Annotated in this window: 27 protein-coding genes, 2 pseudogenes and 1 riboswitch; of the genes and pseudogenes, 10 read left to right on the plus strand and 19 right to left on the minus strand. The window is 44.2% G+C overall.

Annotation, left to right across the window (positions count from 1 at the left end):
* On the minus strand, window positions 1-521 hold a 521-nt coding region (gene eutB / locus B3014_RS11430; protein ID WP_289286991.1), incomplete at its 3' end, for an ethanolamine ammonia-lyase subunit EutB.
* A 179-nt stretch (window positions 522-700) separates the two neighbouring features.
* On the opposite strand from eutB, the gene B3014_RS11435 reads away from it, so the two are divergent.
* Window positions 701-1669, plus strand: a complete 969-nt coding sequence (locus B3014_RS11435; RefSeq protein ID WP_289244167.1) for a helix-turn-helix domain-containing protein — start codon at window positions 701-703, stop codon at window positions 1667-1669.
* Window positions 1670-1714: 45 nt separating this feature from the next.
* On the opposite strand, the gene dsbG is transcribed toward B3014_RS11435, so the two are convergent.
* The 5 genes and pseudogenes from dsbG to B3014_RS11460 all read right to left on the minus strand — a co-directional run bounded on the left by dsbG (window position 1715) and on the right by B3014_RS11460 (window position 6545).
* Window positions 1715-2491, minus strand: coding sequence for a thiol:disulfide interchange protein DsbG (dsbG, locus tag B3014_RS11440; RefSeq protein ID WP_289244168.1), 777 nt, complete (start codon window positions 2489-2491; stop codon window positions 1715-1717).
* A gap of 155 nt (window positions 2492-2646) precedes the next feature.
* Window positions 2647-3063, minus strand: a complete 417-nt coding sequence (locus B3014_RS11445) for a plastocyanin/azurin family copper-binding protein (protein ID WP_289244169.1) — start codon at window positions 3061-3063, stop codon at window positions 2647-2649.
* 129 nt (window positions 3064-3192) lie between these two features.
* Window positions 3193-3459 (minus strand): annotated as a pseudogene (locus B3014_RS11450) (methyl-accepting chemotaxis protein); the annotation flags it as partial.
* Window positions 3436-4182: pseudogene (locus B3014_RS15045) on the minus strand (PAS domain-containing protein); the annotation flags it as partial. The pseudogenes B3014_RS11450 and B3014_RS15045, both read right to left, overlap by 24 nt.
* Before the next feature lie 38 nt (window positions 4183-4220).
* On the minus strand, window positions 4221-6545 hold the full coding sequence (locus B3014_RS11460) for a DUF1989 domain-containing protein (protein ID WP_289244170.1): 2325 nt from the start codon (window positions 6543-6545) through the stop codon (window positions 4221-4223).
* 303 nt (window positions 6546-6848) lie between these two features.
* Between B3014_RS11460 and B3014_RS11465 the strand changes: the two genes are divergently transcribed.
* The 6 genes from B3014_RS11465 to B3014_RS11490 all read left to right on the plus strand — a co-directional run bounded on the left by B3014_RS11465 (window position 6849) and on the right by B3014_RS11490 (window position 11930).
* The gene (locus B3014_RS11465; protein ID WP_289244171.1) at window positions 6849-8018 is read left to right on the plus strand and encodes a sensor histidine kinase; all 1170 of its coding nucleotides are present in this window, start codon (window positions 6849-6851) and stop codon (window positions 8016-8018) included.
* The gene (locus B3014_RS11470; protein ID WP_289244172.1) at window positions 8015-8695 is read left to right on the plus strand and encodes a response regulator; all 681 of its coding nucleotides are present in this window, start codon (window positions 8015-8017) and stop codon (window positions 8693-8695) included. The genes B3014_RS11465 and B3014_RS11470 overlap by 4 nt, the downstream gene beginning before the upstream one ends.
* 2 nt (window positions 8696-8697) lie before the next feature.
* The gene (locus B3014_RS11475) at window positions 8698-9480 is read left to right on the plus strand and encodes a PAS domain-containing protein (protein ID WP_289244173.1); all 783 of its coding nucleotides are present in this window, start codon (window positions 8698-8700) and stop codon (window positions 9478-9480) included.
* 166 nt (window positions 9481-9646) lie between these two features.
* Window positions 9647-11017 carry an NAD(P)-binding domain-containing protein gene (locus B3014_RS11480; RefSeq protein WP_289244174.1) on the plus strand — a complete coding sequence of 457 codons (1371 nt, stop codon included), beginning with the start codon at window positions 9647-9649 and terminating at the stop codon, window positions 11015-11017.
* 26 nt (window positions 11018-11043) lie between these two features.
* The gene (locus B3014_RS11485; protein WP_289244175.1) at window positions 11044-11391 is read left to right on the plus strand and encodes a cupin domain-containing protein; all 348 of its coding nucleotides are present in this window, start codon (window positions 11044-11046) and stop codon (window positions 11389-11391) included.
* Between the two features lie 77 nt (window positions 11392-11468).
* Entirely contained in the window at window positions 11469-11930 is a 462-nt protein-coding gene (locus B3014_RS11490) for an MOSC domain-containing protein (RefSeq protein WP_289244176.1), read from the plus strand.
* A gap of 28 nt (window positions 11931-11958) precedes the next feature.
* On the opposite strand, the gene B3014_RS11495 is transcribed toward B3014_RS11490, so the two are convergent.
* Both B3014_RS11495 and B3014_RS11500 read right to left on the minus strand, forming a co-directional pair.
* Window positions 11959-12633, minus strand: coding sequence for a type 1 glutamine amidotransferase (locus tag B3014_RS11495; protein ID WP_289244177.1), 675 nt, complete (start codon window positions 12631-12633; stop codon window positions 11959-11961).
* A 204-nt stretch (window positions 12634-12837) separates the two neighbouring features.
* Complete coding sequence (locus tag B3014_RS11500) at window positions 12838-13674, minus strand: 23S rRNA (adenine(2030)-N(6))-methyltransferase RlmJ (protein ID WP_289244178.1); 837 nt, start codon at window positions 13672-13674, stop codon at window positions 12838-12840.
* A 273-nt stretch (window positions 13675-13947) separates the two neighbouring features.
* A riboswitch (cyclic di-GMP riboswitch) is annotated at window positions 13948-14029 on the plus strand.
* A 16-nt stretch (window positions 14030-14045) separates the two neighbouring features.
* Between B3014_RS11500 and B3014_RS11505 the strand changes: the two genes are divergently transcribed.
* A complete protein-coding gene (locus tag B3014_RS11505; RefSeq protein ID WP_289244179.1) occupies window positions 14046-14660 on the plus strand; it encodes a DUF642 domain-containing protein in 615 nt (204 codons plus the stop codon).
* A gap of 203 nt (window positions 14661-14863) precedes the next feature.
* Here the strand turns inward: B3014_RS11505 and B3014_RS11510 are convergent, their stop codons facing one another.
* Window positions 14864-16360, minus strand: a complete 1497-nt coding sequence (locus B3014_RS11510; protein ID WP_289244180.1) for a diguanylate cyclase domain-containing protein — start codon at window positions 16358-16360, stop codon at window positions 14864-14866.
* 382 nt (window positions 16361-16742) lie between these two features.
* On the opposite strand from B3014_RS11510, the gene B3014_RS11515 reads away from it, so the two are divergent.
* Window positions 16743-16961 (plus strand): hypothetical protein, encoded by a 219-nt coding sequence (locus tag B3014_RS11515; protein ID WP_289244181.1) that lies wholly within the window; start codon window positions 16743-16745, stop codon window positions 16959-16961.
* 165 nt (window positions 16962-17126) lie between these two features.
* Here B3014_RS11515 and B3014_RS11520 read toward each other — a convergent pair whose 3' ends face one another.
* The 3 genes from B3014_RS11520 to B3014_RS11530 form a co-directional block, all read right to left on the minus strand.
* Window positions 17127-17741, minus strand: a complete 615-nt coding sequence (locus tag B3014_RS11520) for a methyltransferase domain-containing protein (RefSeq protein WP_289244182.1) — start codon at window positions 17739-17741, stop codon at window positions 17127-17129.
* A gap of 69 nt (window positions 17742-17810) precedes the next feature.
* Window positions 17811-18356, minus strand: a complete 546-nt coding sequence (locus tag B3014_RS11525) for a hypothetical protein (protein ID WP_289244183.1) — start codon at window positions 18354-18356, stop codon at window positions 17811-17813.
* A 75-nt stretch (window positions 18357-18431) separates the two neighbouring features.
* Window positions 18432-19025, minus strand: coding sequence for a hypothetical protein (locus B3014_RS11530; protein ID WP_289244184.1), 594 nt, complete (start codon window positions 19023-19025; stop codon window positions 18432-18434).
* Between the two features lie 60 nt (window positions 19026-19085).
* On the opposite strand from B3014_RS11530, the gene B3014_RS11535 reads away from it, so the two are divergent.
* The gene (locus B3014_RS11535) at window positions 19086-19253 is read left to right on the plus strand and encodes a hypothetical protein (protein WP_289244185.1); all 168 of its coding nucleotides are present in this window, start codon (window positions 19086-19088) and stop codon (window positions 19251-19253) included.
* Here the strand turns inward: B3014_RS11535 and B3014_RS11540 are convergent.
* The 7 genes from B3014_RS11540 to B3014_RS11570 form a co-directional block, all read right to left on the minus strand.
* Window positions 19250-20062 carry a DUF5677 domain-containing protein gene (locus tag B3014_RS11540; RefSeq protein ID WP_289244186.1) on the minus strand — a complete coding sequence of 271 codons (813 nt, stop codon included), beginning with the start codon at window positions 20060-20062 and terminating at the stop codon, window positions 19250-19252. The genes B3014_RS11535 and B3014_RS11540 overlap by 4 nt on opposite strands.
* On the minus strand, window positions 20055-20816 hold the full coding sequence (locus B3014_RS11545) for a hypothetical protein (protein ID WP_289244187.1): 762 nt from the start codon (window positions 20814-20816) through the stop codon (window positions 20055-20057). The genes B3014_RS11540 and B3014_RS11545 overlap by 8 nt, the downstream gene beginning before the upstream one ends.
* A gap of 85 nt (window positions 20817-20901) precedes the next feature.
* Window positions 20902-21537 carry a hypothetical protein gene (locus tag B3014_RS11550; RefSeq protein WP_289244188.1) on the minus strand — a complete coding sequence of 212 codons (636 nt, stop codon included), beginning with the start codon at window positions 21535-21537 and terminating at the stop codon, window positions 20902-20904.
* A 228-nt stretch (window positions 21538-21765) separates the two neighbouring features.
* Window positions 21766-22200, minus strand: coding sequence for a hypothetical protein (locus tag B3014_RS11555; RefSeq protein WP_289244189.1), 435 nt, complete (start codon window positions 22198-22200; stop codon window positions 21766-21768).
* A 1-nt stretch (window position 22201) separates the two neighbouring features.
* Complete coding sequence (locus tag B3014_RS11560) at window positions 22202-23098, minus strand: lipid kinase (protein ID WP_289244190.1); 897 nt, start codon at window positions 23096-23098, stop codon at window positions 22202-22204.
* A gap of 24 nt (window positions 23099-23122) precedes the next feature.
* A complete protein-coding gene (locus B3014_RS11565) occupies window positions 23123-23908 on the minus strand; it encodes a DUF1206 domain-containing protein (protein WP_289244191.1) in 786 nt (261 codons plus the stop codon).
* 6 nt (window positions 23909-23914) lie between these two features.
* Window positions 23915-24616: a phosphatase PAP2 family protein gene (locus tag B3014_RS11570; protein ID WP_289244192.1), complete on the minus strand. Its 702-nt coding sequence runs from the start codon at window positions 24614-24616 to the stop codon at window positions 23915-23917.
* Window positions 24617-24748 lie beyond the last annotated feature (132 nt).

The raw sequence follows: 24748 nt of genomic DNA on the forward strand, positions 1-24748 counted from the left end.
CCGTTCACATCATCAGTGGGATGATTCGGTTGCAGACGTGTTGATAATCGTTTGGGTAAACCAATCGTGTTTCTGAATGCACTCACTACACGGCATTTTTGTGCGACCAGAATCAAATCCTGATTCCGCATAATTTTTGATACTGCCGCCGCCATTTCTGGGGTCACTCCAGCTCGTATCTGGTTCAGCATGTCGCTGCTGGCTTTATCCGAAAGTAGCCAATTACGAAAGTCGCCGATGGTCATGTGTGAGATGGGCTCAAACGCATCCACATCATGCTCATCGATAATCAGTCGGGTGACTTCATCGTCTTCATAAGGCACGAGTGCTTCGTTTAGGAAATTTTTTAATGGCACTTCTGCCAATAGCAACTGAGCCACAGCACGTTGTTCCGCCGTTTCAGCCATGACACCGGCCAAGCTATCGCCTGAACGAGCAGGCGTGGCTTTGGCCATCAGTTCAGCTAAATCAGCGAACTGATAGGTCTTTGTGCCTAATTGGTAACGGTATGTCTGTGTCATAAACTGCTTTAATTCCCAATACTTGGAATAAATTTTGCCTTTAAGTAAACAAAGTTTCCTAATGTGAACTTGCGAGATTTATACCGGGTGACTATCGAAATTTGGCAAATGTTTTTTAGTTTGTGATTCAGCAACTTATTCACATAATGTGGACATAACAAAATAAACGAGGGGAGCAAATGACAGAGGAAAATATAAAATTTGCACCGAAACAGAGCGCAACCGCTACGCGTTGGTGCGTACTGGAGGCAGATGATGCCGATGTACAAGCTCATAACCTAAAAGCCTGGCAGCAACAATTCGATCAAATCAGTATGGGTCAGTTTTACGGGCGTATTGAAGAGGTGATGTTTGAGCATGTTCATGCCTTTCGTGAACACACCAGTCGAGCTATTCGTCAGCAATGTAATGTTTGGCCAAATGCCATATGGATGGGGTTTGCAGCCGATGAGAAGTCATGCCGAATCAACGGCCATCAGGTTGAAAAGAATCAACTGATGATTCGTCCTGGCAATACCCAATTTGAGCTCATCACCCCGGAAGACTTTGATATTTATGGGTTAGTGGTGAATCAGGACAGTCTGCAGCTGGTTGCAGAAAAACAAGGCATCAAGCTTGATAGCCATGCCCTCAATTCCCCCCTTAAAGTGTGGGAGTCACACAAACTTAATCAATTAAGACATGTTTTGAACGACGTCATTTCACCCGCTCAAAGTGATATCAGCAGACGCATCCAAGAGGACAATCTTATGATGGCTATGCTTGAAGTGCTTCAAAAAAATGGGCCCAGCAACGAAAAGCCCAGTTTTAGTAAACGTCGCGCCGTGGTTGAAAAAGTCACGGCCTATCTGGATGCCAACCCGAGTAAACACGTGACGATTACAGAACTCTGTGATCTGGCTCATGTCAGCCGGCGAACGCTGCAATACAGTTTTGAAGATGTGCTCGATATCAGCCCGGTTAAGTTTATTCGAATGGCCCGATTAAACGCTGTCAGGCGACGACTATTACAAGGTTTGCAGGAAGATGAAACCATCGCCATGGTGGCTCAGCACTGGGGGTTTACCCATGCCGGGCAATTTACTCACGACTACACGGAGTTATTTGGCGAAAATCCGTCTATTACCATCTCACGTCGACACAACTAACACGTCCAGCCATGGATGGCTTCTTCCTCAATCTCGCTTAAGCCCTTACTCCTCAAAAATCCGACTAAGCTCCTGCTGCACTGGCATACCTTCAACGACATGAATCTCACCGTCCTTATCCCGATATATGCTGGTCGGCGTGGCATGCGTATGCATCTCTTCCAGCAGCTGATTATTTGCCATCACCGCATCATTACCTTTTGAAGCCTTCGCATTATCAACAGCGATACCGCCTTGTCTAACCGATTGGCGATGTTGCTGAAATGCCTGTTCGGGTGAGTCAGATCCCATAATCGTCGCCGCAACCGCTAAGCTGTTTTTCTGGAGAATCCCTACAATGATGTGACGAAATTGAACCTGACCCTCAGCAATGAAAGGTTCAGCCATGTCACGGAATTTATGGCAATAAGGACAAAACGGATCCGAAAAGGTATACACAATTCGCGGCGCGTTTTTATCCCCATCTTGCACCCAGTCCATTTCTTCGAGTTGTTGCCATAACTTTTCATTTTTCGGTTTGGTTATCAGTTGATTAATCGCATCTGCCCCCAGATTTTTACCCTCTGTATCGATTAAATCGCCGATAACGGCATGGCGTTTATCCGGGGTGACATAAATACTCATTGCTTCGTCTTTATAGGTACCCACATAGCCAGTCAGCTCAGAGGGGGTGTCAAACTTATCGATGATGGTCACACCCTGCTGCTCGATGTATGACAACACATTTTCCTGCTTGGCCGTATCAGACTGTTTGTTGAGAAAATAAAAGCTAATCGTTGCGAGAAAAATGGTGACCAAGAGGCCAATGAAGATTTTTTTCATCAGAATTCCGAATCCGTTTAAGTGTTTAATGACGTGAGTGTAAGTCAGCAAAAAAAGGAATTAGTTTACTCAGCCAGGAATATAAACGCTCAAAATACAAAAAGGCGCTCAAACGAGCGCCTTTTTACGAGAGAGAAAATCAGAAGGGAAATAAGCTATTTCGATTCAGCTTTCATGACTTTATGTGCAATTCGGCCTAATCCACCGTGTAATTTTGCCGCTTTTAAGTCATCTAAGTTTGTGGCATGGCCGACAACCACAGCGCCCCCCATACCTAGACCAATATGCGGATCACACTGGTACACATAAATACCTTCTTTACTAAATTCTCTTGAGACATTTTGGCCAATCTCAGATTTGAAATCTTTTGCCCCATCTGGCTGAAACATAAAGTGCACATTATGGATATCCATATTGGTCCAGTTCACCGTATCCCCAGGCTCTACATTCACAATCAGTGGGTCAAATTTTGTGCCTTCCGCTTTCACCGTGGTTTGTTTTGCAAATGCCGCACCACTGATCAATAGTGTGGCCAAGGTCATGACAGTTAAACTTTTTCTTAACGTAATCATTTTTTTCTCCTTTTTATTATGAATTCACATCCCAATAGTGAAGGACTCATAAGTACGTCATGATTATGTAAGATATAGTTCAGCTAAGCTGGGTAAAGTTATGTAAACTCGGATAAGTTAACGTTCGGCCTGAGCCATTGTCCGTATTTTGTCATTCGCCTCTTCGGTACGGTAGACCAGCTTACGTACCTCATCTGCCACGACAGCAAATCCACGTCCGGCTTCACCAGCACGGGCAGCCTCAATAGCGGCATTTAAGGCCAGTAAATTGGTTTGCTGAGTAATTTCGGTGATCACATCCGCAACAGTGAGGATTTCCGTCATACGGGTTTCGGCACGCTCCATTTCCATGGTATGCAGCTCACGAGCACTGTACTCATGACTGATATTGCGAATCGCTCCTGCTGACTTCACAGCCACTCCCTCTTCATTACGAATGGTCGCCGCTCGCTCACGAAACCAGACATACTCACCCGACGCCATTTTTAAACGATACTCGGCAACGTAAGGGGTGCTGCCCGTTTTATCATTGATATGTTTTGTGAACGCTTCCAGGGTCGCATCCATATCTTCAGGATGAATAGCATTTAACCAGCTATCCCACCCATCTGGAAAATCCTCCTGACGTTTGTGGCCTAACAACTCTCGGAATTGTTCTGACCAAGTAATGACACTTTTCTCATCATCAGGATCACCATTTACCAGCGTTAACATCCAAACACCCTCAGTCAACGCTGACTTAGCTAAGTTATTATTATCCACCTCACCTGATAAGCGTCGGTTTTCACTTTGCAAATGATCCATTTCTGAATACAAAGAAGACAAGGTTTGATTCAATGAATCTGATTGTTGTCGGAGCGCGTCCAGTTCGTGCTCAAACGTTTGCCGCTGTTCTATCAAACGCTGTTGGTGGTTATGGTTCAACTGCTCTACTTCAGCCTGATGGGCCTTTTGCAAAGAGGACAGATAGTCGCCAATACGATCTATCGGGGCTCGCAAATAACTATGCATCCACACTGGCACACGTTTAAACGGCGATTCGATCGACTTATCAACAACCGATAAAATTGACTCAGAAACATACTGTAAACGCCCAGTATTAAACAGCTTCCACCCCATACAACGTTTCCTTTTATAAACAGTTATAAAGGCTGAACCTAGGAAAGCAGCCGAGCACGTTTTGGGTCATAAAAAGGCAGTTTTGTGACCAGACCTCCCAAACGTTTCTGAATACCATCCAGCTTACCTACTTCCAGCCGTGTGTCTTGTTTTGCAAACTCCGGGGCAACACGAATCATCGCAATTTGTTTACCTAACAAAGGCGACATAATGGCACTCGTCACAATGCCTACTGGAAATCGACCTTGATACACCAAATCACCATGAGCTGCAGGATCTCCACCATCAAGAATCAGGCCAACTAATTTGTGTCGGCTTTCTGGGTTCTCCCGAGCCAATGCTTCACGGCCGACAAAATCCTCTTCTTTTGTACTTAATGGCACACTGAATCCGGTTCCCGCCTCAAATGGAGTGACATCTGGGCCAAACTCATATTCCGCCATGCTCAGACCCGCTTCAATACGTAACATATCCAGTGCATCAAAGCCCATCGGGGCGATATTAAAGGGTTGCCCTGCTTGCCACACTGCATCCCATAAAGATTCAGCCGCATCCGGATGACACCAGACTTCATAACCTAACTCACCGGTATAACCGGTTCTAGACACCATCACGGGCACACCATCAGGCCCACCTAAACGCCCAATGGTGAAGTGAAACCACTTCAGTTTTTCTACTGAGGTCTGACTTTCTGATGTCCAGATAATCTGGCTGAGTAATTCGCGACTATCTGGCCCCTGTACAGCGAGGTTATGAATCTGCTCCGTTGCGTTACGAATGCTGACTTTAAAGCCTTTTTCTTTGGCTTTTTCAGCCATCCAGACCATGGTGTAACTATCACCACAGAACCAGCGATAAGCCTGATCAGCCATACGGAAAATGGTACCGTCATCAATCATGCCGCCCGTTTCCAGACAAATCGCTGAGTGAGCAATTTCACCCACCGCCATACGTCGTACATTTTGTGTCAGCACATACTGCAAAAAGGCCACTGCATCAGGACCAGTAATATCGATTTTACGAAGGGGGGTTAAATCCAGTACGGCAACGCGTTCACGGCACGCCAGATATTCTGCGTTGGCACCCCAACCTTCATACTCAGCTGCGACCCAATAGCCGGCATATTCAATAAATTTCTTGGTTAAGGCAGATGTACGGCTATGAAAGCCAGATGTTTTGGTCATACGAGGATGCTCCTCAGCAGTAATTCGATGGGCAATAGAACGAGGGAAAGAGTGTTCTTCCCCATAAATGCGGACGTGAATATCTGTCGGAATCCAGCCATTTGCCGGATCAATATCATCAGGACAAGCTGATGAGGCACAAACCAGATCTTTATCTGCCCTCATCAGTACATAATCACCAGGACGAGACCAGGGCTCATCCATAAACACCGTGCCGCAAGGTTCAATACCAGTATTAAAAAATAGATTAATCGCTGGCCATCCAGCACGAGGCTTGATGCCATATGGCTTGAGTACGTTATTGAAGTTTTCAGTACAACTGATGTGACCAAAATAACCACTGTCTTCGTAATATTTGGCTGTGCAGGCGAACAAGAAACTATCATGACGACCAACGGTGTCTTGTACGACTTCGACCATCGACATCATGTCCGGTCCCAGAAAACGGGAATGCAGACCAGGTACAGGATTACTCAAGCCTATAACGGTTCGCGTCGCGGTGGCGTCTAATCCGACCTCTTCACCATTCTCTAAGGCATGCTTATCAAATGCGATAAAGTCAGAACATTGCTTGCCAGAAACATCGATAATCTGAATCCATTCGCCCTTTTTTACTTCATAGGTGCGAGCAGATGCACGAGGAATGCGTATCTCTTTTTTGATCTCAGCTAGTGGCTCAGGTAGCACTTCGGCCAACGGATCCGCATATTTCACCACTACCTGTAATTCAGTCGGTGGTGTATGTTCTTCGATAGACATACTTGCCCCAGCTGCGACAATGACGACCGTTAAGTCAGCATAGGCAACAAAGCTTGGAGACTCATGACCTTCAACACGTAATACCGTCTGATACTGCTCAGGATGAATCTGCCAGCTTTCGAACTGTTGAGCTAAGGCCTTCGCAGCCAGATCTTCCTGCTGCAACTGCCTTTGAATATGTTCTGCATTGACTGGCGAGCGGGTATCTAATAACTGAGGCGCCACTTGTCCTTGCTTATCCAACACAATTAACTCGCCGGGCTGTTCACCATCGACACTGTTGATTTCAAGCACATCCCCCACATGTAGCGACAAGCGGATCGCTTGCTGTCCCTCAACTCGAAATTGTTGGCTATCTATCGGCGATTGCAGATTAAGAAACCGTTCTTCATCCCATTCTTCTTCGATCATTTCTAACATGTTTTACCTTGTCTTCCAGCGATAAGCCGGCGTGATTTTTGTTCATCTCTGGTGCAAGCTCAACAGGCTCTGAACCAGAAAAGTGCACAATATTGTTCTGCCTGTCTGACAAAAAAATAAATTTCTCTAGGTTTAACAATATTTACCTTCAGTAAACATAATTCAATCCTCCTGATGGAGTATCCCATTAGTTATAACCCGGCAAATACTCAGTGAAATGGCACAAAATCTGCTGTTACAGAACAAAACAAACGTAAGACAGACCACTCCATTTCTGGTGTGGACGTTGCGAAGGTAATACAGATGATCAATATCAAACTCAAAAGCTGGATAGATGGGCAGACTTGGTTTGGTGAAACAGTACGCGCTGTCACCAAAAATAAGGAATTACCCTCTCTAGACTTCAATGACTTAGCCTTTAAACTCGCCACCGCTGAACATATCAGTGAAACCCTGCCCGTTGTACTAAAATCACTCCAATCCCTGATGGAGGATCTATTTCCGCATAAACAGCAAGCAGAGCTGTTGATTTTGTTCAGTAACCCGTCTACTTCTGAAACCTTTATGCATCATGGTCTGGAGCAAGCGCCACCAGCAAAACTGATGCAGTCATTACATCACTTATTCACTGTCGGTAAGGCACCCGATACCAGTGACATGATGGAAGTAGATGGCCTGACTGTCGCCCCCAACCGTTTATTCGAGCACGACAATCTGACCGTCTGGTCCTTATTTTTATTTCGTGACACGGTGCCGAGTACTAAACAATTAAAGTGGAAAACCGCCAGCATTGAAAACACCTTATATAAAGGCTTACAAGCCTGGTATCACAAGGAAAGCAAATTAAAAAAGGCCCTGGAATCCGAGCGTGCGATGTATGCGGCTGAACTCCATGACTCACTGGCACAGGTATTAGGATACTTACGTCTAAAAAGCCTGAAACTGGATAAACTCTGTCAGCAGGATGAGTTCAGTTCACTGAAACCGATTACAGAAGATTTAGCCTCCTATACACAATGCGCTTATCATCAAACACGCGAACTGATTACCTCCTCACGTCTGACCATGCAAAGTGAGAATCTTTCACAGGGTGTGATTAATTCTATAAAAGAGTTTGAACATCAATCGGCTATCGTATTCGAACTGGACAATCGTCTGCCTCTAAATATGTTGTCACCGCAGCAGTCGATGCAAATGCTGTATATCGTTCGTGAAAGCCTCAGTAATATCGTCCGTCACTCTCATGCCACACGTGCACGTGTGGTACTCCTCCTGAAAACCAGCTCGCTCATACATATTCAAATTGAAGATAACGGAACGGGCATTAACCCAGAGGCCGCCCGAAGTGATAGTTTTGGTTTGCAGATTATGAAAGAACGGGCTGATCGTATCGGTGCCAGCTTAGAGATTAATAACCGTCCCGAAGGCGGCACCCGGGTTGATCTCAGCCTGGATCTGGAGGCGAATGAATGAGTGATACCCCAATTACTGTGGTGGTTGTCGATGATCACCCCTTATTTCGTCGTGGCGTGGTTGAACTGCTCAACGACAGTGAAGAAATGACCGTTATTGCTGAATACGATAATGCTGAAGCCTTACTCGACAATATAGAGAATACTTACCCGGATATCCTACTATTGGACATGCAGATGCCCGGCAAGTCGGGTCTGGATGTATTGAGACAACTGCGTGAACATGACGATAAATTAAAAATCATCATTATCACCGCCTGTAATGAACAGGATAAATTACTCGAAGCTCTACGCTACGGTGCTAATGGTTACCTGCAAAAAGACACACCACCTGATGAGATTTTGTCGCAATTACTGTCGGTTTTACATGGGAATGTCGCCATGAATGCCGGTGCTATTACCTCTCTCGCCAGCCATCTGCGTGAAAATAAGGAAGATGAGGACACACCCTCCAGTTCTATATTGTCTCACCTCACTGAGCGTGAACGTGAAACGCTATTTTTTATAGCTAAAGGGCTAAATAACAAACTGATTGCCCGTGAACTGGGTATTAGTGATGGCACGGTTAAAGTCTATGTAAAAAGTCTGTTGCGTAAAATAAACCTGCACTCCCGACTTGAACTGGCAGCGTGGGCTCACCGCAACCTCTCCGCAGAGCTACTGGACAAGGAAATGTAAAAATGACCTTGTTGAAATGGCCCCGCCGTCAGCCACAAACGCAAGCGGAAGAAGCGCAATTACTGAAGCTGTTTAATAGTTTGAATGATGTGGTGTTGTTACTCGACAAACAGCATCAGGTGCAATTCATTAATCAGTACTGGGAAACCATCACCGGCATTCCCGTTGAACAAACGCTTGGCCGTTTGTTTTCTGATTTTCTACATCCAGAAGAGCTCCCTAGCTGGTCACAGCTACTCAATAAAATCACACCTAACCAGCATGAAACAGTCTGGTTTCGCTTAATTAGTGCGAGTGGTGAGTTACGTTGGTGTGAAATGCGTATTCAATCTGTCAATAAAGACCAGCTCTATCCTCTTTCAGCCACCTTGTGTGACATCACACCACAAGTACGAAATGAAGAAGTGCGTCATGCCAGTCACCGGAGCTTACAAAGCCTAGTCGATCGTCTGCCGGCCATGTTGTATCGCTCCAGAAACAATGCCAGCTGGAGTATGGAATATGTGAGTGAAGGCTGTGAACTCATCACCGGTTACACTGCCGAGAGCATGCTGAATCAATCGCAAGTCTCACTTGGTTCGATTATTCATCCCGATGACGCCACCCGTGTCTGGGAGGAAGTACAGCAGGCATTGGAAACATTCTCATCTTTTGATATTCACTACCGTTTAACCAAAGCAGACGGCACAGAAGTCAGTGTGCAGGATAAAGGCCGTGGTCTCTATTCGGAAAGTGGCATGGTGCTTGGTGTGGAGGGCATTCTGCTGTTAACCACAGAGTCGTAACAGTTGATTAAGATGATGTTTTCTAAGCTAATCTACCCCCTTTTTTACCCTTTTGGGATACCCACTCAAGAGGATTTCTCCCGCTAGCAAAGCGAGCTATTTTGGTCGGTAAGCGCTGTCGACTTTCGCAGCATGATTGACTAAATAACACTGATGGAGAACCCCTATGGCAACTCGCATTGCGATACTTGGTGCAGGCCCAAGTGGTATGGCACAACTACGAGCATTCCAGTCCGCACAGGAAAAAGGTGCAGATATTCCTGAACTCGTTTGTTTTGAAAAACAAGCGGATTGGGGCGGCCAGTGGAATTACACCTGGCGCACTGGTTTAGATGAAAATGGCGAACCAGTTCATAGCAGTATGTATCGTTACTTATGGTCAAACGGCCCGAAAGAATGTTTAGAATTTGCTGATTACACATTCGACGAGCACTTTGGCAAACCGATTGCCTCATACCCGCCACGTGAAGTGTTGTGGGACTACATCAAAGGACGTGTTGAAAAAGCCGGCGTTAGAAAATATATCCGTTTTAATACCGCTGTTCGTCATGTTGAATTCAACGAAGGCACTCAGACGTTTACCGTCACTGTGCAGGACCATAGCACTGACACGATTTACTCAGAAGAGTTTGATTATGTGGTCTGTTGTACCGGCCACTTCTCCACACCCTATGTGCCTGAATTTGAAGGCTTCGACAAATTTGGTGGTCGCATTCTGCATGCCCATGACTTCCGAGACGCACTGGAATTTAAAGATAAAATCGTCTTACTGGTGGGCAGCAGTTACTCCGCCGAAGATATCGGTTCGCAATGTTATAAATATGGTGCAAAAAAACTGATCAGCTGCTATCGCACCGCACCCATGGGCTATAAATGGCCAGAAAACTGGGATGAAAGAGCCAATCTGGTTCGTGTTGATACGGAAAAAGCCTATTTTGCTGATGGCTCCTCTGAAAAAGTCGATGCCATTATTTTATGCACGGGCTACATTCACCACTTCCCATTCCTCAATGATGATCTGCGACTGGTGACCAATAACCGCTTATGGCCGCTCGACCTATACAAAGGCGTGGTGTGGGAAGACAATCCAAAATTCTTCTACATTGGTATGCAGGATCAATGGTATAGCTTCAATATGTTTGATGCTCAAGCCTGGTATGCTCGTGATGTGATTATGGGACGTATCCCATTACCATCAAAAGAAGAGATGAAAGCCGATAGTATGGCCTGGCGTGAAAAAGAACTGACGCTGGAAACCGCTGAAGAAATGTATACCTATCAAGGTGATTACATTCAGGAACTGATTGACATGACCGACTATCCGTCATTCGATATTCCGGCAGTCAACCAAACCTTCCTTGAATGGAAACATCATAAAAAAGAAAACATTATGACCTTCCGTGATCACTCCTACCGTTCACTGATGACAGGCACCATGTCACCTAAACATCATACTCCCTGGATAGATGCACTGGATGACTCACTGGAAGCCTATCTCTCTGATAAGAGCGAAATTCCTGTGGCGAAAGAAGCCTAAACAACCTATATGGACTGGAGAACATCATGACAAGCGTCACCAAGATTATTGATAAAACCGTTGAGCCGATCGAGTCGGATCTGGATGGCTGGGTGAAACAGACGGGCAAGCCGACCATGAAGACCTGGATTGAATACAAAAGCGAAGATGGCAGCATACTGTCAGGTCGTTGGGAAGCGACTCAAGGCACCTACCATGCGACCTATGGCGGTTGGGAGTTTGTCCACATCATGGCCGGTAAAGCGATTGTCACGGCTGAAGGTGGTGAACCTCTTACTCTAAGTGCTGGCGAATCCATGGTGTTTGAAAACACCTTTGTCGGCACTTGGGAAATCATCGAACCGATAACCAAACACTTTGTGCTGAAACTATAACTGAGTGTTTTTAAACGATCTGTTCCTTGGAGTGGATACCTTAGGTGTTCACTCCTTTTTTTATTGAGGACATGACAATGATTCATACCATCTATATTGCTGAACACAATCTTGGAAAACAGGTTCAGGTCGATAAAATTGAGTTGATTACAGGGAAAGGCATCGTCGGTGACCGTAACTTTGATCGTGCTCAGTGGCCGGGGCAGAATATTACCTTTATTGAAATGGAAGAAATCGAAGCTTTTAATAATAACTACCAGCAACGTATTCAACTGGCCGATACTCGACGAAATGTCATCACCCAAGGCATCCGATTGAATGATCTTGTCGGCAAAGAGTTTCTGATTGGCGGTGTGCGTTTTAAGGGTGTTGAGCTGTGTGAGCCCTGCGCTACGCTTGGCAAGTTATTAAGTAATGACTCGATAGCTAAAAAAGACGTGGTGAGAGCCTTTGTGCATAAAAGTGGCTTACGAGCCGACGTGCTGAGTGATGGTGAAATCCATGCGGGAATGACGTTTGAAGTCGTAGAAACAGTCTAGTCACGCAAGGCGTCACTAGACCATTTGTTTAATCATTCATCTGATGTAATAACGCAAAAATCGCTTCACGGCTTTGTTGCAGGTACGGCGTGTCATCAAATAACTCCGCTTCACTCTGCACATATTCGCCTTCAGGCAAGGACTTCTCGATAGCATAAAACGCATCGACCGTACCGTGCTCTGCCTCTAAATGAAACTGTAATGCCCACACGTATTTGCCTAAATGAAAGCCTTGATAAGGGGTAATCAGGCTACTGGCGAAGGGAAACGCATTCACAGGCAGTTCAAAACACTCACCATGCCAGCTTAATGGTTTAAACGAGTCCGGCATCCAGGTAGCAGTATCATCGGTCTTTGTGACCGTATGCCAGCCAATTTCCTGCTGTTCATTCTGGTACACTTTCGCCCCCATTGCGCAGGCAATCAGTTGCCCCCCCAGACAAATGCCCAACACTTTTTTACCAGCTTCAATCGCTTCTTTAATCAGCTTTTTCTCAGCAGCTAACCATGGATAAGTGTCTTCATCATTCACACTCATCGGACCACCCATGATTAATAACCAATCAAAGGTATCAATGGTCGGTAATGCTTCATTAAAATCCAGGCGATATGTATGCAACTCAAACGCTTTATCAGCAAACCAACCCTGCATCGAGCCAATCCATTCACCCTCTGCATGCTGCAAAATGGCTACTTTCTGCACTGTTATTACTCCGTAAACTTTTTGTTTCAGAGATGCTGATTACTGAAAATTTGTCAGCCATCCCACCGATGATCCGCATGATCATGCTAAATAATTGTTATCCCTAGAATAGTTGAAGACAGAACCGAAAGAAACCGTGCGCTATGATCTTTGCCGAAATCCGATATATCACCATAATTGAAGCACTGATGAAGAACGTCTTTTCTACTGCGCCACCAGCATATCAGCACGATAAAACGCTCCGGCGTTTTCGCCCAACGTTTTCACTAACTTGGGTAGTAATGCTGTCATGGTATCCATTAACTGCCAGGGTGGGTTGATGACAAACATACCCGATGACGTCATACCGCGTGTGGAGGAATCGGCATCTACCCCCAATTCATAGCGTTGTATATGCGTGATGCCGCTGCTTATCAACTGTTTATCGAGTCGGTTAATACGCGCTCTGTCGACCACCGGATACCAGATTGCATACATTCCTGTAGCAAACTTTTTATGGGCTTTCACCACGGTCTGAAAAACGTCATCATAATCGGACTTGATCTCGTAAGATGGGTCAATCAACACTAAGGCTCTGCGTGAATCTGGGGGTAACAAACTCAGCAAACCTTTCAGACCATCTTCTCTTCTGACACGTGCCTGCTTAAATGGGCGCAGATTATTTGCCAGAAACACACTATCTTCTGGGTGCATCTCAAAACACCACGCTTGGTCCTGAGACCGTAAATACTGTGTTGCCAACAGTGGTGAGCCAGGGTAAAACGTCAGCTCATTGCCAGCATTCACCGCTTTCACTGCTGTCTGATATGACAGTAGCTCGGGCCAATCTAAGCCAACAATCTTTGTAATACCCTTTTGATATTCCTGATTTTTTTCAGCGTGGTCCGAACGTAAATGATACAATCCCGCCCCGGAATGGGTATCAATATAACTAAAAGCTTTTTCTTTTTTCACCATATGCTGAAGCAGTTCGATCAACACGATATGTTTCAGCACATCAGCAAAATTACCCGCATGGAATGAATGACGATAACTTAACAAAGCAGAATCCTACGCAGGTAAATGAAATTGTTCTGCAAATTATGCCTGTTAGTGAGGGAGTGCGTTGGAAAATATTATGTGAGATTAGATGCACATAAAAACAGCTATCAACTCACCGTCGTCTGATATGAGATTTAGACAGATTCAATAATAAAAGCCTTTAAATTCACTAATCAGGACAATTACTTCAAAACCACTCTCTCCTCTCAATACTGTACTAAAGTACAATTTTTATTTTAATTCCAAAAACATAAACTACAGTTGCTTCATTATTTTTAATAGAGCCAAACTTGGTGTGAGCCAAGGACGGAAAGCTACAGGTCTTCCCCTCTGGAAAGATGGCTGGGTTGCATGACTTTATGGAAATAGCAATGAAAAAAATACTAGCTGGTCTAGCAATTATTTTGGGGGTATCTGCACAAGCACATGCTGCAGGTGTCAATTTAGTATCAAACGGCTCATTCGAAAACCCTGATATTCAATCTGGTTCATGGACCATTCTTTATGATGGTGATTTAACCAACTGGGAAGCAGGTGAGGACGGTGTAGAAGTGCGTGATAACGCAGCAGGCACAGCCTTTGATGGTGATCAATTTGTTGAGCTAGATACGACTCACAACAGCAGCATCACACAAACTTTAGCAACAACGGCTGGCTCATCTTATGAGTTATCATTTGCTTATTCTGGTCGCATCAGCCAATCAGCTGATACAAATGCTATTTCTATATTCTGGAATGGTGTGATGGTTGACACCGTTACTGCTATCGGTGGCGCTCAACATGACTGGGTTGTTTACACGTTCTTAGTCGATGCTGTGGGTAATGATATTTTGACTTTCGCAGCCAATGGTCTTGATGACTCATTTGGTGGTAGCTTAGATGCTGTATCAGTTAGTGCTGTTCCAGTTCCAGCGGCAGCCTTCTTATTTGCTCCAGCATTACTTGGTTTTATGGGATTACGCCGTAAAACTGCAAAAATAGCGTAATTAAGATTAGTTAACTTTCTAGTCTAGAAAAAACAAGCATTTAAGCCTCCAAAAATTTTTTGGGGGCTTTTTTTTGCTTGGTTATTGGTGGTATGTCAGTTCATTTATTAAGAAGCATTCCCATTAATTGTCTGAACTCTCACTAAAACTCGATGGCATTCCAGTGATTGAATTTTATGCTGATAAACGAACTTATCAACAAGCTAGTTATACTCATTCTGAAACAATCTCACCCTGTTGCGACCACTTCTTTTAGCATCGTACATAGCAAAGTCAGCACAATTTAATAGTCCATCCTCTTCAGTACTATGCACCGGATAGAGCGCCACACCAATACTGGCTCCGACGCTGACAGTTAAATCCTCAAATGTCATGGGGCTTTGCAAAGAATCCAGTACTTTCTCGCCGACTTGCAAGGCGGCCTGCTCATCAGTGACTTTATGCAGCAACACGACAAACTCATCACCACCCAGTCTGGCGACTGAATCCGGTTTACGGAGACAAGCACGGATTCGTTCGGCACACTGAATCAACACCGCATCCCCCACATCGTGTCCGTAGGTATCGTTAATCGGTTTGAATTCATCCAAATCGATAAACATTAAGGCTAATGCGTATTTATCCCGTTCTGCCATTGTCATCGCCAAATGCAGCCGTTCTCTGAACAAGATTCGATTTGGCAACCCGGTCAGTGCATCGTGATGAGCAAGATGCTGAGCGTGTTCTTCCATGACTTTTCTATCTGTAATATCGAAAAACCATGCCAAAATCATTTGTTTGCTGTGATATTCAATTTGAAGATAGGAGGCGATAACCCATTTCGTTGATTGCTGGCTATCAGGGAAGTAGAGTTCAACTAACTGGTTATTCACATGCTGGCCATGCTCAATTAACTTCACCGTATCATCATATTCAACTTTATTCGCGTAATAACGTCGAAGCGTGACGCCTATGGCTTCCTGATGTTTCTTTTCGATTAAAGAGGCATAACTTTTATTCGCAAAGACCACTTCTTGTGTGTCGATATCAATAATGGATGCCGCAGTGGGGCTAAAGTCCAACATCATTCGCAAACGTGATTCGCTTTCTAATGCTTTGATACGTAGCTTTGCATTTTCCAGGAAGGTTTCGCCTGATTTTTTAGCCGCCAGAAAAACAAACAATACAAACAGCACCAGCATGGCGCTCATACCATATGTTATCGGTTCTCCTTGCAGAAAAAGTATCAGAATATGTGGAACCATGGTGGGAAGAACAAAAGCCACGACCGATCTTCGGTCCACCGAGAGTGAAGCCATACCACCCGAAGCTATCCCGCCAATGGTAAATGACAAAAATGCCTGATAGGCAATATTGTCATGAGGCATCAGGATGACGCCACCTATTCCCCAGATGGTGCCCGACATCAAAACACTGAAACGAAAGTACTGTAGCCATCTAGTCTGATTAAGTTCTGCTTTGTTATGATCTCTATGCCAGCACACCAACAAAATACATCTTGAGATCAAAACAATCACCAACACCCCGTACCAGCTCAAGGAGGTCGAAAGTGACGTCACCGGGAGTTGAACAATAATCAGTATCAAACCTAGCGAGGCATTGATGGCGATAGAAAAAATGCTCGCCGTAAAAAGCAGTTTAAGTTTCTGTTCTAAAACGCTTTCAACGTAAACTGGTTGGTCAGATTTGCTCTGGCACATCTGACGACCTACACAGCTTTAATAGTACAAACGCATGTTTTACGTTTCACATTCACCCCCCCCAGCATTTTATTTGGGTAAGTTCATCTTATACCCGTATGTAAACAGATGCCACAGATTCAATCACACTGTTTTATCTCACTCTGAATCAAGGATGCATCTATTGATAGTAAACCCAGTTAATTGTGTTAGGCGTCCTATTTTGCTAGGGTGAAAATGACATCGGCGGTAAAGAAAATTCTTCAACAATAATGTATGTCTACCGCAATATAATTCATTAGTGATTATCACTCTACTCAACTCAGAGTTATCAAATAAGTCGTTTCACTCTTGTAATAGCGAGAAGTCTTCTTTAACTAATTCAAGTTCAAGGAAAAATACAATGACACTACAAAAAATAAACACAGAAAACACAACAAACTTTTCAAGTATTATCGCTACATCGATGAAGCTCTCAGATGAAGAAGAAAAAGAAGCAGAAGAAACGCCTGAGGCACCAAAGCCCTCAGAAGGAACATATCAACCAGACGATCCAGATGATAAAAAACAGAAAGATGCCGAAAAGGCACCAATTATGCCTCAACCACCGACGCCACCGTAGTGGTAAAGTTATTGGGGGGATCGGTTTAAAGACAAACCATCTCTCTAATACAGAATAGTTAGGGTCAGGAGATTAATATCGTCACGCCTGCATTTGAGAGTTAATAAAAGCGTAGAGAAGGTCTCAGTCGAGGGAGTCAATAACACTCACTCGTTAGGCATCTATCTACTGCTTTTGTAAAACGATGCGTGACCATTTTACATTCTCTTTATTAGGTAGAATGCTATCTTGATTTTTTGCCATAAAAATACAATCAAAACCGTATTTTTTAAATAGCTCGCTAGTCTGCATGGGATCAGTAGGAAACATACGTGTTCCCATCCCGGCAGGACCGTTTCTCAATGAGATAGCGCATTTCCCGTTTCGCTTTACGATGCTAGAAATTCTGGCAGCGGCTTGCTCTCTTTCCTTGTCGTTTAGGTGATGCCAAACGCCTTCTATTAAAACGAATTCAAATTTATGAGCATCCGCTGAATCCAGAATTGATAAATGAGGGAGGCTACCAGCCAACCATTTTACAGATGACGCTTTGTAAAAATTCTGGGCGGCAATTCTGAACTCCTGCATAGGTTCTATGGCTGTAACATAAAACCCTAGCTCATCTAATGCTGCTGCATTTTGGCCAGCGCCAGCCCCCACATCCAGCACATGACTTTTTTCAGGGGGTAAATACTCAACAAAATCTCTGCATACGATTTGAAAATCCAAAGCTTGGCTGGTTTCAATAAAGCGAGAGATATGTCTCTCATATCCTTCAATCCCTACGGTCATCTTGCTCATCTAGCTTCTGGCAAAGGCAACTATTCAACTGATTATGTCTCATCACCGTTGTACCAAGCTCCACAATAATTAGGGGGGCGTGAGAACCTCAACACTATCTGCACGGCAGGCGTTCTTGCTCCAGTCAAAGGTATTAATAGGATTGGTCACATAGCGAATCCCTGACACCTTCACGGTGGCGCCTTTAGGTATATCCAACGGCGCACCGTCACCGACTATAGCGGCTGACCGGCAGTAACGCTTCCAGTCATCACGCCCTTTTGCATTAACCGAGGATCCAAAGCGTAAGACGCCAACCACATCCGGAATCGAAGCATATTCAGGCGTCCATGTTGGTTCAGATGTTGTTTGAGGTACGAGCTTGGCATGGGCATCCCGGCAGGCTTGAATATCGGCATCCGCTACCACCCTGCCACGCTCAAGCTCCCGCGATGGAAAATTACAAGCTCTTAAACAGTCGCTGCGTGCAGCACGACACTCCATAGCCTTCTGTTTCAGTTCCGCTGTTAACTCAGGTAAGTTCTGTCGCGCAGAGGCGATTGGAACGAGATTTGTGGCTATGAACAACAGTGTCAGTATGGTTTTGACGATTTGACTAAATGATGCTGAATTCATTGGAAACCCTCTCATATAGACAGATTGATAACAGGAAATACAGTACTAGCTAAAGGGGCGGCCAACTTGGTTTTGTTAGCAGTGTTTTTTGTACATCGTCACGCCGACGTTATCAAGCTGGCCAACTGTCATTATTGTGACTTCCAAGCCATAGATACTTGGTTTTTCCATTGAACACTCAAGCGTAGTCTTAAGAAACATTTCTGTCATAGACGTGACAGGCGACTCATCGTTTTTATAAAAAAATATGTTCTCGTCGTTCATATTTTTCTCTGTTTGAGCGACACCTTCTTCGAGTAATACCTGATTCAATTCCGCGATGTCACTTCTTAACTGAGCAAATGAATTTGTGGTGCTTTGGCTGGAGAAGTTAATTGATACGATTTTATTGTTATCAATGCCCACTATTAGCTTTATCTTGTTTTTTTGTTTCTGGTTAGAACGACAAGTCCAATAATTGACCTCTAAACGATCCTTAACTCTGCATTTAAAGTCATTCTTTGTGAGCTCCTTGAAATCTTCGACTGAGGAGTTAAGCGAAAGACCATTAATTTCAAACGACTCAATACGCTCAGGAATAAGGCGATCCGAAGCGTGAGCTTGCATGGAGATACTTGCAAGCACAATAAACAGAAAACGATGTGCGTACTTAAGGTAAGTTTTTAGCATGATAGTGTTTGTCCTTAATGATTGAAATTAAAATCCCTAATTATTTGGGTCAGTGTAAAAATGGCTAAAATCAAATATTCTGACCCTATTGATTTCTTCAATATCCAAGCTGGACCTCTTAAACGGGTTAACGCTCAGGCTCAGGGGCATTACGCAGCGGGGCGAGGCTTGTTGCATTTAGCCACAAATGAGCGCCGCGGAGTGATGTCCCTTGAAGCCAATTGTTAGCTGCGGTCATTTTCCTCACCATCTTCGTACTCCCAAAAACCATGATTCACAAAGAAATCTATAGGAAGTTCTCTTTCTACCGAAATATCCAACTTTTCATCAAACACTTCAAAGCTTTGGGATACATATTTAGATGCTAAATATAAGTATTCAGGATCATGTGGCGCTGGACGAACAAATGGTACTAAATGCCCCTTATGCAAAGGATTTGTACAGGGTTCCATATGATACAAACCGACATGCTGCCACATGTTATGCGCGGGACCACTAAACGGAGCATACGCAAATTTATAGATGGACTCTCTACCTATCGATTTTGCCATTTCTCTAGTTGACATTCCCGACCAAGAACCAATATTTACGATTGTAGCCCACTCTGCTATTTGCGACTCTAACCAAGATTTACGAAACTCAATCATGGCTTTAACTCTATCTACATCATCTCCATCCGTGTCTTCTCGAACAGATTCCTCTAGATGCTCAATAAAAAGCTTTTCTTGGCCTAGCCCATAATCAATATATTTCTTTGATCTATCATCAATATCGTCCAGAATCCAAGATAAAGTGATGTAGCCATCAGTCATAGTTCGCAATAGTAAAGGTGCTACATTTCCATTCCACATCATCGGTGAACGAGCCATTTCGATGGCCATCGTCGCTTGACGAGCCAACAACCCGCCAACTGCCTCATGCTTGTGCTTGTCGTACAGGTCTGGTTTGACTTTCGCCCACCTTTCTTCAAAACCTAGACTTACATTTTCAGAAAAGTCCCTAATAAAATCCCATAAGCGCTTTTGAATTTCACTCATCTTCGTCAATTTCCCCCAAAGGCTCACAAGGAGAAAGCTCAAACCCTCGATTCCAAAAATATCTCGGCCAATTATCCGCTAACTCCAAAGCTGGAAATTCAGCAAGAGCATTAGCTCTCATAAAACCAGCAGCTCTTTTTGCCTCTTCAGATTCAGGGGAGTTAACCACAGCGTTAAAATCAGGTAAATCCATGTTAGATGGAAACGATATGGTTTCGGTCACCAACCTTGATAATAAAGGGGTTCCGTTTAGCACTATCCCTGGTGTTTCGTACTTATTCATGTGCTTATCAACGCACGAAGATATATTTGAAAGAAGAACCTTATGTTCAATTAGTTCGTCAGGTGGGCCTAAGAACCTCATTGGGAAGTGATCATAAAGTAGCGTTAAAGGACTCAAGTATTCTCTCAGTTCATCGATTATCCCCAGCATCGACAATCGTCGGACTAACTCTAGTTGCTGCGCATCACTAAGCTGCTTATATGAAGTAGAAAAAGCAAAGTTTCCAGTAACATTATTATTTAATACTGCTTTAACAGACAGAAACACGTTCTCTAATAATCGAGCGCCGCGAATATAACCGACGTTATCATTGATCAATCCTACCCATATTAACTCCGGTAGGAGCTGATTAACGTAACTAGTACTCTTCATATTCGGGAGTTGCATCATCGGCGGTAGAAACTTCGTTCCTACTTTTTTGTGACCCGCTAAAACTCCACTCTGCTTGCGCTTATTCTTCTTTCTTCCCATACCCCCACCCACTTCTAGCAGCTAACGATCAAGCTGTGCGGCGCAAACGAAGCGCAGCGTAGTTTGCGTCCGAACGAGCGCCTTGTTAAATTGCGGCATAAATAAACCCTGAAACAAGAAAACCCAAAAACAAAAATGCTTGTAAAATAGCAAAGAAACTTTGCCTATTAATCATTGATATAAGTGGCAGGTAGCCTACTTGCGGATTGTCTTGGTGTTTCTTTAGGATTCGCATAGCAAGCCACTTAACTATTAGTGGTTGAGGTTTAAAAAATTCCTCTAATACTCTTTCCATGCGGATACCAGTTTCGAGTGTTATACCCCAAAAACCTGCCCCTTTTTTAATTTTCTCTTCTTCTTTTTCATAGCTCTCTAAATGAACTAGGAATGTTTCACGTATTGCTTCACCGACTTTAATTCCAATTTGGCATCTTAATGCGTATATTTTTGAAATTAATCCAGACATACATGAAAGACAAAGAAATGCACCACAGACTAGAAATCCGGTTTTAGTAATTAAGGGAACTAATTTGTCTGAGTTGGCTAATAAAAATGATGCAACTGCAGCAGTACCTACCAGCAGCCAAGTGGAAAACTGCTCAATCGGCGCACTAGATTTTGAACCTGCCTCGAACATGGATGAAACAATGGCATTCTCGGTATTTTCCCGAGCAAGCCGATTCCATTCTTTTAATGGCTCTGTTCTTGGATCATCATTCATAAGCAATTTAACAGTATGTTTTATGAGGCCACTGGCCTCATAATAAATATTAAAGAGGCGGCCTTATAATTCATTTTTAAAAAGTCTAACACGTTGATTATTAATGAAAGTCATTTTTTATTTAGAGAATTATGAGGCCAAAAATTTGAATCTAGGGTGAAAAATAGTGCCAGCATAGTGGTCGCTTTTGGATTCAAATTTAATAGCACGGCACTGTTTAACTCAGTCCTAGTCTCCAGCTAAACGCGATTTTGAACTTATCAAGTGTTGATTGAGTGCGTCTAAGCGTTGTTTGATTTCTGCTGACTGTTCACCGAGTGTGGTGGTGTTAACAAGGTTGGCCAGTACTTCATCTTTCTCAAGACATTTTGCTTCAATCGCATTTTTAGGATCATCCGAAAAGAGTTGAGTCAGTTTTCCAGCGATTTCTTCAATCCATTCTCTGTCGGCATCGGGGGTGGAAGGTAAGTCGCCGAGTTCTTTGGTGACTTGCTGAAAAGAGGTAATGAACGCTTCACGTTCATCTGCGATATCAAATAGCTGGTGCTGAATATTTTCTTTGCTTAATTCTTCACCCATTACACGGTAAAAATCGACTGTTTGTATGATTAATTTCAGAATTTCCAGAGCATCAGCCTGTGCATCTGTTCGTATTATCGACATATTAAACGTCTCCAGAATCGGTAGGTATGTCCCCGACAATAGCCTCTATGTCTTCAGGGATAATCTCAAATTCGACAGGGGTCGTGGTTTTAAATTCACCATCAGCTTCCAGCTCTTTGGGTTTAGACGTGTGAATACTAAAGTGTTGAGCAGAGTGACGCACGATATGACGCTCATTTGCCAATGCCCCATCACGTAAATTAGGCCCTAATAATAACAATTGCCACCAAGGTCGTGGCTTGATAAAAAACAAATGAAGCTGACCGTTTACTAAGGTAGAGCGTTGGTCAACAATATTGCCCCCACCGTAATACCGGCCATTGCCGACAGCAAGGTGAATCGCTCGGCTTGAGCTCTGCCAGTCATCGGTTTTGATATGGACTTTAAAGCTTTTGTTTCGTTTGAAAGCTTTGATGAAGGCACCTAAATAGGCCAACACACCAAACCATTTTTTGCTATCTGAGCTGAGTTCTCGGGTGACATCCACGCCCAGCCCGATATGAGCAACATTCACAAAAAAATGGTTATTTACTTTACCCAGGCTGATTCGTTCGCGTTTACCATCAACAATGACTTGTGCTGCGGCGATTAAATCTTCTGGCACACCCAGCGATCGCGCCAGGTCATTGGCTGTTCCCAGTGGGAATATCGCCATGGTGCGTTGATATTTATGTATCGCTTCCAGCCCCGTGCTGATAGTGCCATCACCACCAGCGAGGACAATCACACCATCCTCATGTTCATAATTTTCAATGAGTGTGACTAAGTGATCTTCGCTTTCGGTTTCTTTCACTGAAACCTCAAACCCGCCAGACTTTAGTGTTTCTATGGCTTCTTGCAAAGCATCTTCACTGCCGTTACGGCTGTGAGGGTTAATCAGTATCAAGGCATGCTGCATAAATTATTCCCTGTATGTGATCGCCTAATGCTCAATACGGCGATATACCGCTTCCAGAAAGCTATAAAGACCAAAAGCTATTAAGCCGATAGCCACCGTCATGGTGAGCCAACTGCCAAAAGGTGTTGTCTGTAACCATTCCAACGCGTCACTGATCCCTTTATTTTCACTGGTGCCAGAAATAAAGGCGGAACGCAGCACAACCCAACCAATAATGCACCAGACGATGCCTCTCGATATCAGCCCAAACTGACAGACTTTCTTGATCCAGCGATATTGAGACTCTGGGATAGCCATATATTGCTCAAATCGAGCTTTATAGCCTTTAAACAGGTGAGCAACACCCACACCAACTAATATCAAGCCAATAATACCAACGACGAAAGCCGTGATGTCTGATCCCAGATAGGCCGAGAGGCTGGAAGATGCCGAATCGCCTGACGAGTCCTCTGTGTTATGAAGCAATAATTTGATGGTCCAGTAACAAAGAATACTGTGAGTAATGGCACTTACGATTAAGGAACCACGCACAACCAGGCCTTTAAACGAATGACCATGCCCGTCGGCATCTTTGATGCCTTGAGTAAAGCGCCAAATAATGTAGCCGAGCAAACCAATAATCAGGATGACTAACAGCGTTTGACCAAAAGGCTGCTCTTTGAGATTGAGAATGGCACCTTTGCTACTCGCCTCCTCTCCTCCCAATCCTAGCGTAGAGAGAAAAGCCAACACGCCAATAGTGACATAGATAAGCCCTCTGGCAGCATAGCCCATACGTGCCAGAATTTGATATGTCGTTGAGTGACTCAAAGCTGATTACTCATTCGACACCGTGTCGATTTTTTCATGCACAAACTGACGAGACAGATACCAACACATAAGGGCCCAGGCAGAACCTACCGTCCAACCAGCGACAACATCTGTCGGCCAATGCACGCCCAGATAAACACGGCTGATACCGACCAATACTGTTAACAGAATGGATGTACAAATAATGAGTATTTTCACCTGCCAGCTGGTTTGAAACTGTGCCAGCAAAGCCCCCAGTGTCAGGTAAGTACTGGCTGATAACATAGAGTGCCCGCTGGGAAAGCTTGATGTGTAAACCATGGTGGCGTGTGTCACTAAATCCGGTCTTGCCCTGTCAAAGCCACTCTTCAACATAAAGCTGGCAAGTAATGCGCCGCCGGTGGCCAATAGCACGACCAAGGCTAATTTACGTTTATGAATCAGTAATAAAAAAATCATCACCCAAACGCTGAGCAATGTCAGCACGGTATTGCCACCAAGCGCGGTGATGTCATGCCCGACTTGTTCTAACCAGGGTGGTCCCAACAGTTCTTCAGGGTTATCGGCATGACGCAAAGACAACAAAATCCTTTCATCAATCGCTTGTGTCTCACCTTCCATGACTTCGTCGGCCACTTCCATGAATAACCACATAGAGCCGGATAGCAACAGCAGCACAATCCAAAATGCGAGTTCTCGTCGTCCAAACCAGGTCAGTAATCTCTGCATACGCATCCTTATTGCTATGAAAATGATGAAGTCGCTCTACCTTATCTGCAAATGTGAAAGACGTCACTAACCTGGATAAAACTATCACCACGGGGAATAAAAAAGGGCCATCACTTTAGCCCCTTAATATTA

The organism is Methylophaga sp. UBA678, assembly GCF_002299105.1.
GTDB lineage: Bacteria > Pseudomonadota > Gammaproteobacteria > Nitrosococcales > Methylophagaceae > Methylophaga > Methylophaga marina.

Bases quoted from the DNA above. Each gene is read 5' to 3' on its own strand.
- B3014_RS11435 (WP_289244167.1), top strand. From the start codon at position 701: ATGACAGAGGAAAATATAAAATTTGCACCGAAACAGAGCGCAACCGCT.
- B3014_RS11560 (WP_289244190.1), bottom strand. From the start codon at position 23,098: ATGCAGCATGCCTTGATACTGATTAACCCTCACAGCCGTAACGGCAGT.
- B3014_RS11470 (WP_289244172.1), top strand. From the start codon at position 8,015: ATGAGTGATACCCCAATTACTGTGGTGGTTGTCGATGATCACCCCTTA.
- B3014_RS11475 (WP_289244173.1), top strand. From the start codon at position 8,698: ATGACCTTGTTGAAATGGCCCCGCCGTCAGCCACAAACGCAAGCGGAA.
- B3014_RS11535 (WP_289244185.1), top strand. From the start codon at position 19,086: ATGGCTAAAATCAAATATTCTGACCCTATTGATTTCTTCAATATCCAA.
- B3014_RS11540 (WP_289244186.1), bottom strand. From the start codon at position 20,062: ATGAGTGAAATTCAAAAGCGCTTATGGGATTTTATTAGGGACTTTTCT.
- B3014_RS11520 (WP_289244182.1), bottom strand. From the start codon at position 17,741: ATGAGCAAGATGACCGTAGGGATTGAAGGATATGAGAGACATATCTCT.
- dsbG (WP_289244168.1), bottom strand. From the start codon at position 2,491: ATGAAAAAAATCTTCATTGGCCTCTTGGTCACCATTTTTCTCGCAACG.
- B3014_RS11550 (WP_289244188.1), bottom strand. From the start codon at position 21,537: ATGAATGATGATCCAAGAACAGAGCCATTAAAAGAATGGAATCGGCTT.
- B3014_RS11545 (WP_289244187.1), bottom strand. From the start codon at position 20,816: ATGGGAAGAAAGAAGAATAAGCGCAAGCAGAGTGGAGTTTTAGCGGGT.
- B3014_RS11485 (WP_289244175.1), top strand. From the start codon at position 11,044: ATGACAAGCGTCACCAAGATTATTGATAAAACCGTTGAGCCGATCGAG.
- B3014_RS11460 (WP_289244170.1), bottom strand. From the start codon at position 6,545: ATGTTAGAAATGATCGAAGAAGAATGGGATGAAGAACGGTTTCTTAAT.
- B3014_RS11515 (WP_289244181.1), top strand. From the start codon at position 16,743: ATGACACTACAAAAAATAAACACAGAAAACACAACAAACTTTTCAAGT.
- B3014_RS11465 (WP_289244171.1), top strand. From the start codon at position 6,849: ATGATCAATATCAAACTCAAAAGCTGGATAGATGGGCAGACTTGGTTT.
- B3014_RS11445 (WP_289244169.1), bottom strand. From the start codon at position 3,063: ATGATTACGTTAAGAAAAAGTTTAACTGTCATGACCTTGGCCACACTA.
- B3014_RS11510 (WP_289244180.1), bottom strand. From the start codon at position 16,360: ATGTGCCAGAGCAAATCTGACCAACCAGTTTACGTTGAAAGCGTTTTA.
- B3014_RS11555 (WP_289244189.1), bottom strand. From the start codon at position 22,200: ATGTCGATAATACGAACAGATGCACAGGCTGATGCTCTGGAAATTCTG.
- B3014_RS11505 (WP_289244179.1), top strand. From the start codon at position 14,046: ATGAAAAAAATACTAGCTGGTCTAGCAATTATTTTGGGGGTATCTGCA.
- B3014_RS11525 (WP_289244183.1), bottom strand. From the start codon at position 18,356: ATGAATTCAGCATCATTTAGTCAAATCGTCAAAACCATACTGACACTG.
- B3014_RS11530 (WP_289244184.1), bottom strand. From the start codon at position 19,025: ATGCTAAAAACTTACCTTAAGTACGCACATCGTTTTCTGTTTATTGTG.
- B3014_RS11480 (WP_289244174.1), top strand. From the start codon at position 9,647: ATGGCAACTCGCATTGCGATACTTGGTGCAGGCCCAAGTGGTATGGCA.
- B3014_RS11490 (WP_289244176.1), top strand. From the start codon at position 11,469: ATGATTCATACCATCTATATTGCTGAACACAATCTTGGAAAACAGGTT.
- B3014_RS11570 (WP_289244192.1), bottom strand. From the start codon at position 24,616: ATGCAGAGATTACTGACCTGGTTTGGACGACGAGAACTCGCATTTTGG.